This window comes from Brevibacillus sp. SKDU10 (assembly GCF_001645205.1).
GTDB lineage: Bacteria > Bacillota > Bacilli > Brevibacillales > Brevibacillaceae > Brevibacillus_B > Brevibacillus_B halotolerans.
The window spans coordinates 1-14,414 of the sequence record NZ_LSSO01000200.1 but is presented as its reverse complement, the minus strand read 5'-3'; the positions used below and the strand labels follow the sequence as shown (position 1 = coordinate 14,414).

Annotated in this window: 13 protein-coding genes and 1 other annotated feature; of the genes, 1 reads left to right on the top strand and 12 read right to left on the bottom strand. The window is 42.1% G+C overall.

Annotated elements, in window-relative coordinates; all coding sequences use genetic code 11:
- Nucleotides 1-46: 46 nt before the first annotated feature.
- The 9 genes from radC to AYJ08_RS20385 form a co-directional block, all read right to left on the bottom strand.
- Nucleotides 47-736: a RadC family protein gene (gene radC, locus AYJ08_RS20425; RefSeq protein WP_064019237.1), complete on the bottom strand. Its 690-nt coding sequence runs from the start codon at nucleotides 734-736 to the stop codon at nucleotides 47-49.
- 71 nt (nucleotides 737-807) lie between these two features.
- Nucleotides 808-1,398: a Maf family protein gene (locus AYJ08_RS20420; RefSeq protein WP_064019236.1), complete on the bottom strand. Its 591-nt coding sequence runs from the start codon at nucleotides 1,396-1,398 to the stop codon at nucleotides 808-810.
- An 11-nt stretch (nucleotides 1,399-1,409) separates the two neighbouring features.
- Nucleotides 1,410-1,652 carry a DUF4321 domain-containing protein gene (locus tag AYJ08_RS24785; protein ID WP_003338397.1) on the bottom strand — a complete coding sequence of 81 codons (243 nt, stop codon included), beginning with the start codon at nucleotides 1,650-1,652 and terminating at the stop codon, nucleotides 1,410-1,412.
- A gap of 185 nt (nucleotides 1,653-1,837) precedes the next feature.
- Nucleotides 1,838-3,358 carry a hypothetical protein gene (locus AYJ08_RS20410; protein ID WP_064019235.1) on the bottom strand — a complete coding sequence of 507 codons (1,521 nt, stop codon included), beginning with the start codon at nucleotides 3,356-3,358 and terminating at the stop codon, nucleotides 1,838-1,840.
- A gap of 70 nt (nucleotides 3,359-3,428) precedes the next feature.
- Nucleotides 3,429-3,947 carry a prepilin peptidase gene (locus AYJ08_RS20405; RefSeq protein ID WP_064019234.1) on the bottom strand — a complete coding sequence of 173 codons (519 nt, stop codon included), beginning with the start codon at nucleotides 3,945-3,947 and terminating at the stop codon, nucleotides 3,429-3,431.
- A gap of 139 nt (nucleotides 3,948-4,086) precedes the next feature.
- On the bottom strand, nucleotides 4,087-5,493 hold the full coding sequence (gene murC / locus AYJ08_RS20400) for a UDP-N-acetylmuramate--L-alanine ligase (RefSeq protein ID WP_064019233.1): 1,407 nt from the start codon (nucleotides 5,491-5,493) through the stop codon (nucleotides 4,087-4,089).
- Nucleotide 5,494: 1 nt separating this feature from the next.
- Nucleotides 5,495-6,865 carry a bifunctional folylpolyglutamate synthase/dihydrofolate synthase gene (locus AYJ08_RS20395; protein ID WP_064019232.1) on the bottom strand — a complete coding sequence of 457 codons (1,371 nt, stop codon included), beginning with the start codon at nucleotides 6,863-6,865 and terminating at the stop codon, nucleotides 5,495-5,497.
- Between the two features lie 51 nt (nucleotides 6,866-6,916).
- Entirely contained in the window at nucleotides 6,917-9,583 is a 2,667-nt protein-coding gene (locus AYJ08_RS20390) for a valine--tRNA ligase (RefSeq protein WP_064019231.1), read from the bottom strand.
- 61 nt (nucleotides 9,584-9,644) lie between these two features.
- Nucleotides 9,645-9,924, bottom strand: a binding site (T-box leader).
- 134 nt (nucleotides 9,925-10,058) lie between these two features.
- The gene (locus AYJ08_RS20385) at nucleotides 10,059-10,922 is read right to left on the bottom strand and encodes a YitT family protein (RefSeq protein WP_064019230.1); all 864 of its coding nucleotides are present in this window, start codon (nucleotides 10,920-10,922) and stop codon (nucleotides 10,059-10,061) included.
- Between the two features lie 136 nt (nucleotides 10,923-11,058).
- Here AYJ08_RS20385 and AYJ08_RS20380 point away from each other — a divergent pair, with 136 nt between their 5' ends.
- Nucleotides 11,059-11,244 carry a hypothetical protein gene (locus AYJ08_RS20380; RefSeq protein ID WP_031410690.1) on the top strand — a complete coding sequence of 62 codons (186 nt, stop codon included), beginning with the start codon at nucleotides 11,059-11,061 and terminating at the stop codon, nucleotides 11,242-11,244.
- A gap of 67 nt (nucleotides 11,245-11,311) precedes the next feature.
- Here the strand turns inward: AYJ08_RS20380 and AYJ08_RS20375 are convergent, their stop codons facing one another.
- The 3 genes from AYJ08_RS20375 to AYJ08_RS20365 form a co-directional block, all read right to left on the bottom strand.
- Nucleotides 11,312-12,307 carry a phosphotransferase gene (locus AYJ08_RS20375; protein ID WP_064019229.1) on the bottom strand — a complete coding sequence of 332 codons (996 nt, stop codon included), beginning with the start codon at nucleotides 12,305-12,307 and terminating at the stop codon, nucleotides 11,312-11,314.
- Complete coding sequence (locus tag AYJ08_RS20370; RefSeq protein ID WP_064019228.1) at nucleotides 12,304-13,287, bottom strand: protein kinase family protein; 984 nt, start codon at nucleotides 13,285-13,287, stop codon at nucleotides 12,304-12,306. The genes AYJ08_RS20375 and AYJ08_RS20370 overlap by 4 nt, the downstream gene beginning before the upstream one ends.
- Nucleotides 13,288-13,301: 14 nt before the next feature.
- The coding region (locus AYJ08_RS20365; RefSeq protein ID WP_157452905.1) for a LysM peptidoglycan-binding domain-containing protein at nucleotides 13,302-14,414 on the bottom strand (1,113 nt) is incomplete at its 5' end.

Below are 14,414 nucleotides of genomic sequence, written 5' to 3'. Positions count from 1 at the left end.
CTTCCGCTGACAGACAGGTATTATTTGTTTTGTGAAAGGGTACGTGTTACATATATCCCTGTTCTTTTAAACTAACGTAATGACCATCTCCAATAATAAGATGGTCCAAAAGAGGGATTCCTACTAAATCTCCTGCTTGAAGCAGGATTTTAGTAACATTAATATCCTCTTTGCTTGGAGCAGGATCTCCGCTTGGATGATTATGCAAACAGATTATAGAGGCACAAGAACGCTTAATTGCTTCGCGGTAAATATCCCGTGGATGAACAATAGAAGAATCTAAGCTTCCCACAAAAACTGTTTTCTTCCCAATCACCTGATTTTTCGTATTTAAAAACAGGCATACAAAATGTTCTTGCACGAGACCAGCCATTTCCGGCATCATAAAATCTGCTACATCTTTTGGCAAGCGGATACTGATACGAATATCTCGAGCTTTAATGGCAGATCTTCGTCCTAACTCCAGCGCTGCCTGTATTTCCACAGCCTTAACGGGACCAATCCCGTTGATATCTGTCAGCTCTTCATGAGTAGCTGTTGCAAGTTGTTGCAAATCACCAAACACAGCTAATAAGCGCTGCGCTACCCTATGGACCGGATCTTTTTCTGTGCCAGTCCGAAGTAAAATCGCTAAGAGTTCGACATCAGATAAAGCACCAGACCCTTGCCTTAACAAACGTTCGCGCGGACGCTCATATGTAGGGACGTTTTTTAACTTAAAATTGTTACAGTTCATCTCTTATTTTGCCCCTTCCTTCATTCCTGCCAAGCGGCTTTTATCATGGAGAAGCAATCTAAGAGGAACACCTACTTGTTTAACAGGGAAATTCCAAATTGATTAAGCATCTGGGCCAAGCGATTGAGCGGTAGTCCCACTACCGTAAAATAATCGCCCTCAATTCGTTCTACAATCGTCGATCCAAGGCCCTGTATAGCATAGGAACCAGCTTTATCCATCGGTTCTTTACTGGCGATATATCCACGTATCTCCTGATCTGTCATTGTACGCATTTTAACCCTTGTAGATGAATAATCAAGTGCTGTCTTCCCAGTCGAAACATCAATAATAGCTAGGCCGCTGAATACTTCATGCTCGCGCCCTTGTAATGAAGAGAGCATCCGAAATGCATCCTCTTCATCATGCGGTTTTCCCAATACCTGTCCGTCTAGCACAACAATTGTATCAGAGCCAATAACTAGACCAAATGACAAATTTTTGGCAACTGCATCTGCTTTTCTATGAGATAAGATTTTCACAATTTCTTCTGGCGCAATCTCTTCAGATATCGTCTCATCTACATTGCTCACCTCAACGCGAAAAGGCAAGCCCAAGCATGCCAGCAATTCTTGACGTCGCGGGGAAGAAGAAGCTAATACGATTGGCTGTTCTGGATTCATTTTATCTCCCCCTATCGAATTTTTTTATATATCCAAAAAGCGAGAACAAGCCCTCCGATACTGGCTAGGTTTAGTTTTACCTCAAAATGAAGATTGTACTTCAAAATGTCCAAATCTGCCGCAGGACTCCATGTTAACATCTTACTCTCTCGAAGAAAAGGAATCCAAGGACCTAATATTTGCCCTAATAGACTACCAAACAAGAGACCTGATAACAGGACAATCAATAAAATTACAAATTCTTTCCCCGTCATTCTCTCTACCCTCGTTTTTTCATCGTTGTTGTTTGGAAGAAAGTCGTTATAATCACACCTAAGTGTAGCAAAACTTGACATCAAGAGACAACTACCGAAGCTGTTGATTTTCAGATTTATTTTTATGATCATAACGAAAGAAAGACCTTGTTTGCAAGAAACCTTTTGCAAACAAAGCCATTTTCCTAATTCGTCTCCTTCATCCATACAGCATAATAATGTAAATATTGCATAATTCCTTTTTGTACCTGCCAAGCATATGGCTCTGCATTGGCTGTTTTTAGTTGGGTCATCGTACTCATTGCCTGATTCATCCCCTGCACCATCCCCGCTATATAGACTTGCTCCTTTTGTGGCAAGGTCTGCTGTGTTGCTCTACTATTATCTAAAAAGGCGACATGCATCCTTTTGAGCTTAGCTTCTTGCTCTGCTGTAAGCGGTTGTACTTTTTGCTTATCTGTATTAACCACTTGACTGGATAAAGTAGAAAGCTGTTGAATGATATCTATTCCCGATTTGATAAAAGCATTAACAACCCCTTTATCAGAGGAAGCACCTACTTCTAAAGGGGAGGTAGGGACAATCTGAACTTGTTTCTCTGTAGCTGGTAGCTTCACTTCTTTTACATAGACTTCAATTTGCTTTTGTCTAAAATGATCTGCCAATCCCAAAATGGCATCACGACTTGGCGATACTCCCGTAAATAAATGAAGCCTTCCTTCGATTGGATAAAGAAAATGGGGTAATCCCTTTTCGTCGAGAGAGGCAACAGCGGGCTCGGCTGCTTTTGGGTCAGTAAACACCCCCATTTGGACCATGTAATAGTTTTGTTCTGGAAATTGGACGGTTGCAAGAACGGCATCTGATTTCTGACCAGTAGAGACAATTGGCGATCTCGCCTGCTGTGACGCTCCTTCTTTAGACAAGCCCGCTTCTCGCGCATCATTTGATTCATTAGGTTGACGCTCACCATTTACGGGAACTGCTTTTTCATTGAATGCACTCGTCCCTTCAGAAGTAGCAGCAGAATTCTGTATGGCTTCGGTTGATTTCGGCAGTGTAGCACCCGTCTGTGAGGGATGCACTAGCTGTTCTTGTACGAAGATATTTAAAACAATAAAGCCAAATAACACTCCAAGGATAACGGCACTTATTGTCGTAATAAATACTCTTAAAATAGGTCGCTTTGACATATGGCTTTGATTTTTTATTAGTTTTTCCCACCATGCCGGCTTCCTTGATTCTTGCGCCCAATCAGAGGGATAAAGCCCCTCGTAATATGGGCTCTGGTATCCCTCTTCACCGAGCCGACCTTCTACAAACGATCTATCCTGCTCTTCTTTTTCAAATAAGCGCTCAGCTTTAGACAATTCAGCTAGGAACTGTTCCTTACTCGTATGAGTGGGTAAGTTTTGTTCCTCCAGCTTACACAATCTACTCATTGCCTCAGCTAATTCCAGCTCTGCCTCCTTCGCTTGCTGCTCGTCATATTCTTGCCTCGTTTCTTTATTGTCATCGCCTACTAGCTCCCGTATTCCTTCATATACTCCCTCGTTACCTGTGGCCTTTTCTGGCTGTGTTTTCTTGTCATTCTTCTGTTCTTTTACCTGCTTATTTTGTACAGGTGTATTTGCCCTCATCTTATTTTGGGGAGGGATGACAGGTGATAGTTTTATAGATATTCGATTGGAAGGTTGTCCGCTCATAGTAGGTCCTCCTCGTTCTCTTAACTCTAGTACTACTAGTTTACGAACAGACCTAGCAAGTTATGACTGCTCAGGGAAGAAAAAATATAGCATAGACATGCAACACATCTATCCTGCCTACATACGTAAACAACCAGCCAATTGTCAAACAACAGGCAAATGGTATTCCTTCCTTTCTTATTCGCGGCTGTCGAGCTAATAGAATCGCAAGTACAATTGCACTAATCCCTGCTACAAGCAACAGAGAGATTATATAGGTCCTCCCTACAATTAACCCTAATAAGGCTGCTAACTTGATATCTCCTCCTCCCACTCCTCCTTTTGTAACAATCACTGTTACATATAAAAGCACAAAAGCCAATAACATGGCTAACATATGCGTTGTAAATGTCTCTTTTTCTAATGGATGAGTCACACGCACACATAAAAATGTAAAAATAGCGGGCAAAACAATAGAATTAGGGATCAGGCGTTTCCTTATATCCGAAAAGCAAATCACTCCTAGTAAAGCCCCACAGATCCAGCAAATTAGTCGTTCGATTTCAGCTTCTTCCATTAATATAATGGGCCACCCCCACTGTAGCATCATAAACCACCTGCCTTAGCTTGTTACTACGTTCAATCTGTATCCTAGCTCATTAGATAGAGACAAAAAAACTGCCGGACAAATCCGGCAGTTTCCTTTGTTACCACTATCTAGTTTAGTATGACAATAAATGCTTTTATGCTCAGCTTTCCTGTGTTTCTTTAACTTTTTGTTGCAATTGCTCAGCGAACCAATATGCAGATTTCCAAATATCTCCCGCTCCCATTGTTAAGACGAGATCACCTGGCTGCAATTGCTTCACCAGTTGTTGCTGCACTTCTTCCTTGGTAGGGATGTACTGTGCACGCGGATGACTATTCGCTTTAATTTTATCAACTAAAATCTGAGAGGATACCCCTTCGATTTTCTGTTCCCCTGCGGGAGAAAAAATATCCGTAATAATCACTTCGTCCGCTTCTGAAAAGGCTCGGCTAAATTCCTCCATCAAGAAAAACGTGCGGGTATAGCGCTGTGGCTGAAATATTGCGATCACCCGACGCCCACAAGCCTTCGCTCCATTTAATGTTGCCATGATTTCTGTTGGATGGTGAGCATAATCATCAACCACCAAAATATCCTGTGCATCCCCAATAATTTGGAAACGACGTTTTGCACCTCGGAACGTACTCAAGGCCTGAGAAATCCTTTCAAAGGGAACTCCTGCTTCTAACGCTACAATCATCGCTGCTAAGGAGTTGGCTACATTATGCTTGCCTGGGAAATGAAGAATTACCTCACCTAAATGAACATCCTTATGCCATGCCTGATAGGTTGTAGTCAGATCACCGCATACAATCTCCATAGCATAATAGTCCGCTGATCCACTATAAACAGAGTCAATAGAATAGGTAATTACCTTTCGATTAACGGAAGGCATTAATTCACGTACATGATGATCATCCAGACACACAATAGCCGTACCATCTGGTTTGATGTTACCTAGAAAATGAACATAAGCCTTTTTTAGATTGGCAAAGTCTCCATCAAAATGCTCTAAATGATCTGGTTCAATATTAGTTACAATAGCATATGCTGGATGGTATTCCTTAAAGGAGCCGTCACTTTCATCTGCCTCGGCCACTACATAGTCGCTTTTACCAGCTTTTGCATTCGTACCAGCGTTGACTAATTCACCACCGATAATAAAAGTGGGGTCCTCGCCGCTTGCTTCTAAAATGTGGGCTGTCATAGAAGTTGTCGTGGTTTTGCCATGAGCACCAGCTACAGCTACACCTGTTCTTTCATTTAGAATCTTTGCAAGCATCTGTGAACGATGCAGCAGCGGAATCCCCTTTTTCAGGGCCGCTGCAACTTCAGGATTTTCTTTCGATATACTAGTAGAATAAACGACGATATCTGCCCCATCAATATGAGAAGCATCATGGCCGATAATCACTTGTGCTCCTTTTTCCTGTAGCTTTCGGGCAAGATCGTTCATCGCTACATCCGATCCTGTTACTTTATATCCTAAATCAACTAATACGCGTGCAATTCCACTCATACCATAACCGCCGATTCCGACGAAGTGGACATGTTGCAATGGTTCCACTTTATTCACCTACCTGTTCTACGGGGATTAAAAAGATTGAGCGTACCAAAGAGATGAAGTAAAGTGATCCGCAAATCAGCAACGTCTCATCGCTCTTCGTCTCGTCGCTCAGCCATTCACGCAACGTGATTTCCCAATTATCAACACGTTCCAGTTGTTCTTGATTAAAGCCACCCATCAAAAAAGCATCCTCCAAGGTATCTACAGAGGCGGCTCTTGGAAAATCAAAGCTCGTGAGATACACGTTGGCAAATTCGAGCGGCGCCTCTTTAAGAACCCGAGCCATTTGAGGCAACGGTTTATCCTCAAGAGCAGAGAACATTAAATGAATTCGCTTTGTATCGTTTGCTAGCTCAGCTAAACTGTCGACTAGCATCGTGATACCTTCCGTGTTATGTGCTCCATCTATCATACATAACGGTTTACGTGAGACAATCTCCAAGCGCCCTGGCCATGTAGCTTGCGCCAAACCCTTCTTCCTATCTTCTTCCTCCACAAAAAAAGCATAGAATTCTCTCATGAGATCTAGAACCATCAAGGCAACGCCCGCGTTTTGCACCTGATGTTTGCCTAGTAACCCCAATTGATATGTGGAAGAGTTGAGACGAAACAAACTACCATATTCGATATGCTGGGCTCCTCTTGAAGCTTCTGTAAAGAGAGGCTTGGAATAAAATTCGTTACCTAGCCTATAAAGCCTGCTGTTTTTTTGTTTGGTAATCCGAGAAATAACATCAAGTGCCTCTTCCTGCAGATGTCCTACTACAACAGGCACTCCTGATTTGATAATGCCGGCTTTTTCCAAAGCAATCTCACCAATCGTTGAGCCTAGAACATTGGTATGATCAAGACCAACATTGGTAATGACACTTATGATGGGATGGACAACATTCGTTGAATCCAAACGTCCACCCAGCCCCGTTTCCCAAATCACAATCGCAGGTCTGACCACTCTGCCAAAATAACAGATCGCCAGTAAAGTAATAACCTCAAACTCAGTAGGACAGCCATACTCCGTTTCCCGTTCACAGCGCCCCACCAACGGCTTTATTTCATCCACAAGACGAACAAGGTCGTCCTGTGGAATGAGTTGGTTATTAAATCGAATACGTTCGCGAAAATCAGTGATATATGGGGAAGTAAAGGTTCCAACACTAATTCCCGCTTCCAGCATTACGTGTGTCAAAAAAGTGCACGTAGAGCCTTTTCCATTGGTACCTGCCACATGAACAAATAATAAATTTCGTTCAGGATGCCCTAACTCCTCTAGCATCCAATTCATGCGCTCTAAACCAGGTTTAAGTCCAAAACGTAACAGGCTGTGAAGCCAATCCAATGCTTCATCATAAATAAGAATATGATCTGCCTTCATTTACCGTATGACCCCAATCGTTTAGTTATGACAAGAATGAAGCAGACAAGCTTAGGATTCTAGATCAGCTAAACGCGCGATGACCTTTTCACGCTTGTTAGCGTAGTCTGCCATTTTAGCTTTCTCTTCCTCAATAACATTTGCGGGAGCTTTTGCCATAAAGCCTGGGTTGTTCAGCTTTTTCTCGATGCGTTCCACTTCTTTATTTAGTGTATCAATTTCCTTCTCCAAACGCTTGCGCTCCTGTTCCAAGTCAAGTAACCCTGCAAGCGGTAAAAATAACTCTGCACCAGTAACAACAGCGGACATCGCTTTTTCTGGAGCTTCCAAATCAGTGCCAATTACTAGTTTTTCAGGATTGCAGAAACGTACCAAGAACTCTTCTCCACGTTGTAGACTTTGAAGAGATTGTTGATCGTTAGCCTTGATTACTAGTTCAATTTTTTTAGACATGGGCACGTTTACTTCTGCACGGATGTTACGCACGCTGCGGATAATATCCATAAGCAAGCTCATTTCAGCTTCAGCATCGTTAAAAGTTAACTCGCCTTTTGCCTGCGGCCAAGCAGCAATTGTTATACTTTCACCCTGATGCGGTAGGGCTTGCCATATTTCTTCCGTGATGAAAGGCATGAATGGGTGCAGCAAACGCAACGTCTGATCTAGCACATATACAAGCACCGATTGAGTTGCTTTTTTCGCTTGTTCATCTGTACCGTACAATGGCAATTTAGCCATCTCAATGTACCAGTCGCACAAATCATCCCAGATGAAATTGTATAGCAGACGACCTGCTTCTCCAAAATCAAACGCATCCATCAATCGAGTAACATCTGCGATGGTTCCTTGAAGACGGGTTAAAATCCATTTATCAGGTGCAGATAATTCTTTGGTTAAATCGATATCTTCATACGTAAAGTCTTGTAGATTCATCAAAGCAAAACGTGAAGCATTCCAGATCTTGTTTGCAAAATTGCGGTTCGCTTCTACTTTTTCCCAATAAAAACGTTGGTCATTACCCGGGGAATTACCCGTTGCCAATGTGAAACGCAAGGCATCCGCACCGTACTTCTCGATTACTTCCATCGGGTCAACCCCGTTACCAAGCGACTTAGACATCTTACGTCCTTCAGAATCGCGGATAATTCCGTGGATTAACACGTGCTCAAATGGCTTCTCACCAGTGAATTCCAAACCACTGAAAATCATACGTGCTACCCAGAAGAAAATGATGTCGTAGCCTGTTACAAGTACGTTAGTTGGATAGAAGTATTTCATGTCTTCAGTTTCATCTGGCCAACCTAATGTGGAGAATGGCCACAACGCAGAGCTGAACCACGTATCTAAGACGTCATTATCCTGAGAAAGGTTGCTGGAGTTACATTTGCAGCATTCTGTGACATCAACTCGGGATACATGCAACTCGCCACAATCCTGGCAATACCAAGCAGGAATACGGTGGCCCCACCATAATTGTCGGGAAATGCACCAATCACGAATATTTTCGATCCAGCGCAGGTACGTGTTTTTAAAACGCTCAGGAACAAATGTAACACTGTCTTCGGAAGCAGCATTTTTTAGCGCTTCGTCTGCAAGAGGCTGCATGTTAACAAACCATTGTGTCGATAGGTATGGTTCTACTACCGCATCACTTCGTTCACTATGTCCAACCTGATGAATATGCTCCTCGATTTTAAACATAACGCCTTGATCTTGTAAGTCTTTAATAATTTGCTTGCGGCAAGCGAAACGATCAAGTCCTTTATAGGAAGCAGCATTTTCATTCATTACCCCTGATTCATCCATGACAATGATTTGTTCCAAATTATGACGTTGACCCACCTCAAAGTCATTTGGATCGTGTGCAGGCGTGATTTTAACCGCACCAGAACCAAATTCAGGGTCTACATAATCGTCCGCTACAATCGGAATTTCGCGACCTGTAATCGGCAGAACAACCATTTTGCCAACTAAATCTTTATAACGTTCATCCTCTGGGTGAACAGCTACTGCGGTATCGCCTAGCATCGTTTCAGGACGAGTTGTAGCCACTTCAATAAAGCCGCTTCCATCAGCTAATGGATAACGCATATGATGCAGCGCGCCTTTTACTTCTTTGTAAATAACCTCGATATCAGACAAGGCTGTACGAGCGGCTGGGTCCCAGTTAATGATGCGCTTACCACGATAGATCAAACCTTTGTCATAGAGGCGAACAAATACTTCACGAACGGCACGTGATAAGCCCTCGTCCATCGTAAAACGCTCGCGTGAGTAATCTAGAGCAAGCCCAAGTTTTTCCCATTGTTCACGAATATGATTAGCATAGACATGCTTCCATTCCCAAACTTTTTCTACAAATTTTTCACGGCCCAAATCATGACGGCTTAAGCCCTCTTCACGCAGGTTTGCTTCTACCTTCGTTTGAGTTGCGATACCCGCATGATCCATTCCTGGTAGAAACAGCGTACTGTATCCCTGCATACGCTTAGCACGTGTAATAATATCTTGTAGCGTTGTATCCAATGCATGACCCAAATGTAGCTTACCCGTTACATTTGGAGGTGGGATTACAATCGTATAAGGAGCTTTCTTTGGATCGCGCTCCGCTTTAAAAAATTCTTGTTCCATCCAGTAGGGATACCATTTGGCCTCCGCTGCCTTTGGATCATAGTTTTTTGGTAGTTGTGAATCAAGAGATGCTTGTTCGTTTGCCATAATCCTATTCCTCCTTATAATTGCACATCATTACATGGGCAAATAAAAAAACTCCTCATCATCAAAGGACGAAAAGGAGTTTGTTTCGCGGTACCACCTTTGTTAACGCGCGTTATCATCATTCAAATACATTTCCCACTATGTGAAAATACGGAACTCACGCGTTCACTCTAACAAGATAACGGTTTGACGCCGATTCCAACTACTTTATTATTTCTCATTTCATTGGAATTGCTCATGGATGACTTTCCATATCCCTACTCCTTAGAGAATCTCGCAGCTAATGATTCTCCCTCTCTGATAAGGTGGGTATATGTACTCTTTCCAATCATAGCATTGCATATATAATCATATACAGCATATTATAGCGAACCCATAATGGTACGTCAAATAGAGAAAAATGTGAATGCTTACAGACAGAAACAAAAGCTGTTTGATTTACCTTCCCTTCTAAATCAGACAGCCTTCGTTCCTTTTAATGAATCGCTTCCTTCTTAAAACGACCGCCTTTTACATCACGAATGTTTCCAATGGCTAAAAATGCAGACTGATCCCATTCTTCTACAATTGATTTTAATTTGGCCTCTTCCAATCGGGTGATGACGGTAAAGATAATTGTCTTATTATCTCTAGAATATCCACCTTCCCCGTTCAAATAAGTAACACCACGTCCTAGCCTTGCTAGCAGAGCTTCACCAATTTCTCGATGCTTGTCACTAATGATCCAGACTGACCTAGATTCATTAAAGCCCTCAAGTGTTAATTCAATCATTTTGTAGGCGATGTAGTAAGCAAGCAAGGAATACATCGCTTGATTCCAGCCAAAGACAAATCCCGCACTTCCTAAAATAAATATGTTGAAAAACATGATTACCTCTCCAACAGAAAAGGCTGTTTTCCTGTTAAACAAAATGGCTACAACCTCTGTCCCATCCAGCGACCCACCATAACGAATGACCAAGCCTACTCCTATCCCCAAAAATACGCCGCCATAAACCGCAGCCAGAAACGGTTCTCTCGTAACAGCGCTGACCGGGTGCAATAAACTTGCAGCAATTGACATGGTCGTAACTCCAAACAATGTAGATAGAGCAAAGGTTCTACCTATGTACTTATAACCAATAATGAGGAAGGGAACATTTAATAAAAATAAGAAAAGACCAATGGGCCAGCCTGTCAAATGGCTAAAAATAATAGAAATACCCGTAATGCCTCCATCAATGACTTGATTGGGAATCAAAAATTCTTCTAGTCCAAATGAAAAAATCATGGACCCTAGAATAATAAAAAAAGCTCTCTTGAATAGTTGAACGGTGTTAATCCTTCTATGTTCAACCAAAAGAACCACATCCTCTCTTCTTTATTTGTTTTCTATATTTTACTGCAATTCATGTAAATAAACGATTCACAAAGTGCTGCTGGACTTCACCCTCTATCCGCATACTGCATACACTGTGCAGTAAGGGGTGATAATTATGAATTGGCGACGCTTTAAATACAGTTCTTTTCTATACAATGTAAAAGCTTCCTATAAGCAGTTTCTATTGCCTTTTACAGCCTTTCAGTTTATTAGAACTTTACTACTGCCCACCTCCCTCGATGTATTAATCCTCGGCTTCCTCGCCATTTCTTATGCCGCATTCTCGATGGATTGGCTGTAGTTACGTCATTATATTTACCCACCCATCATGCAAAAAAACGCCTCCTTTTCCCAAGAAGGCGTCTAAATCAAAACGCTTGATTGGTCCATCTATTTAAGCTCACCAGCCGATCCAAATCCTTTTCCAATCGTTTAACTGCATATAGCTCCGTCCATTCGTACCGTCGATTATAGTAGGACTCCAGATTACGCATGATCCTCTCGGGATATTGTAAAAAGTATCGTAGCAGCGAAATCTCTTCTGGTCGAAGGGGAAACACTTCGCTGTACTGTTCAAAAAGATCAGTTGCTGTTTTACTTTCCCCCCCGAGTTGAAAGTAATTACGTAGCATTACCGCTATATCTCGAACGGGGGTATCGAACACCGTTCGGTCAAAATTTAGTAAACGCACTTTGCCGCTCTCATTCATAACCGTATGACTTGGATGTGGATAACCATGGATGAGCGAGAGTCGAAATTGATTGCTTGTTTCGTGTCGTCTTCGCCAAATTCGTAAATTTTCCAAGGCTTGATTAGCAGTGTCAGCAATAAAAGTATGATTAGCTAAAAACGCAACATCAAACGGAGACGCATAATTCCGTTCATTAGCGAGATCACGGAACATAGCCAATTGACGAATCCAGCTTTGCCATCTATTAATTAGGGCATCAACGAGCGGCTCCACCTGCTTTGGATCTTCAATTCGGTAATTTTGCGTTAGCTGATGAAACTCCGCCAATCGAACAACTGTGCCCGAAGCCCAGCTAGACAGATTCGCTTTGGAAATGGAAACACTATCCTCCCATTGGGTTAAATAATAAACCTCTCCCCCTTGCTTTACATATGGCTCATCAATTTTGGTATATAAAAGAGGGATAGCACCATCCCAGCCTCTTTGCTCCAAATGTCTCAATACGCCACCCACATAAAGCAGGCGAGTGGCCGATGCGGCTGTTTTTTTGCAGGAATAACATCCATTTGGAGTAATCCCTTTATATACACGTGGAGCTTTAACCATCTCAATTGATTGTACATAAATATCGTACTCATTAAACAAGGGGAAGAGTTGATCGTACTGACTCATGACGATTGCCGTCCTCGCTCTGCTCGCTTCGCCAAGCGTTGCAGATGATAATCCAATTCTCGCTGTCGCATGACTGATTGTTTGACATCCTCTGTTGCTTGTTTATCCTCTTTTGTGCTAGCTTGAAGAACTTTTTCCAATGTTCTCCATAACTCATTTGGATAGGACATAAAGGAGAGTAGCAAACGAAACTCTTCATAATTCAATGGTTTTACCTCTTCATAACCATCTAGAAAGGCGTCAACCAATGCCGGATCTCCACCATCCAACGCAATTTCCTGTAAAAAGCTTGCTGTATCCTTATGCTGAACAGTGAGAGAGGTTTTATAAAAGCCTCGCAAAAACACTTGATCGTCAACCATTACCCAATTCTTCCGTGATAATTCCTTATGAGAAGCTGCAAGCACTTCAGCTGGTAAGGATACGCTCTGAATCAAGGTAGCACTGCGCTCCATCCGTTCTAAGATTGATGGAAACAAGCTTCCCCATTTATTGCGCTTCTTAGCATTCTGATCTCGTTCCCACTGCTTTAAAAAATTTTTTGTCCGATCCAGTCCTTGCTGTGCATGTAATTGTTCTCGTTTCAACAATTCTCCACCAATGTGGAGGGATTGCGCCTGTTGGGCTACATGCATTTGCGCTGTTATTCGACCACATTCCAGCATGTTATCAATGGTGTAGGCGATAGGTTCTTCTAGGCGATGGTGATCCATCATGCTATAACCCTTTTTATTTGATACTACATAAGGCTTAGAATCTTTGGTGCGAATAAATCGTTCTACGTTTTTAACCCCCTGACGTGCCATTTGCTCACGCCATCCGTAAGACCAACGCATATATTCTATACGAGGCCATACCCTTAGCTCTTTGGTTCCCCTGTTTGTTTCTATTAAATAATAATCCACTTTTGGTGTTATTTTGGTCGTTTTCAGTTTATATCGTTTGCAGATGGGGGAAATATCTAATTGTTCCTTTGCCATGCCCTTCTCTCCCCTTATTGCGGAATGTAAAGAATTTGCCCCTCTTCTACTCGATCTGTTGACATTCGATTTGCTTCTTTAATTTTGGTCACGGACATTTCATACCGCTGTGCAATAGAATCTAAGGTATCATTTTTTTGGATAATGCACATTTTCAATTTACTGAATTTTTCTGTGCGATCTTGAACAAATGAAGTTAAATTCCCTAATGCATCTCTACGTGAACTACTGGTATCACGTTTCGCTTTCGTTTGCTCTAAAAGCTCCTCCTCTTGTTTACTCTCCTCACGCAGATTTTTATTTTTCTCATTTCCATGTAAGTGTGAGAAAAAATTGGAGAAGTTCATCATTTCATTTTGCTCTTTATGATTGTTTTTTGAACCAATTGCAACCTTCATTTCTGTTTCTTGTTCAACTTCTAGGGATGCTGTATTTTCCTCTGCCGATTTTGCTTCTTCCTTCTCCAATTGAGCCATGAGCACAGTTGCCTCTTCTTCTGTGCTTAATTCCGTCCTGATAGCAGGCTCTTGTTGCTCCTGATCATAATCTGCTGTATGAGCTTTTACCTTATTTTCATCTAGTTCGACATGTACTTTGGCAGTTTCTGTTGCTCTTTCTGTTATTGCTTCTTTTTTTGCTGTTGTGGTTATGTCTACCTGATCTTCTTCACTTCCCTCCCAATATTTTGCATATGGATCGGAATCAGTAACTAATTGCACCGTTGATTGAGAGTGATGATTCTCTATCCGTTCTTCATGTTGTTTCGCAACAACTTCTTTTGGTTCTGGAGTTACTTCTTGGCGTTTCGTTGCAACTTCTTTTGGTTTTGGAGCTACTTCTTGGCGTTTGACAATCGCTTCTTTTGGCTTTTGGGCTACTTCTTGGCGTTTGGCAACAGCTTCTTCTGGTTCTGGAGCTACTTCTTGGCGTTTTGCAACAGCTTCTTCTGGTTCTGGAGCTATTTCTTGGGGTTTTGCAACGGCTTCTTTTGGCTCCGGAACTGTCTCTTGGCGTTTTGCTGCAACTTCTTTTGGTTCAGCAACTGTCTCTTGGGATTTTGCAACGGCTTCCTTTAGCTCTGGATCTATTTCTTGCGGTTTTGCAACGGCTTCTTTTGGCTCCGGAAC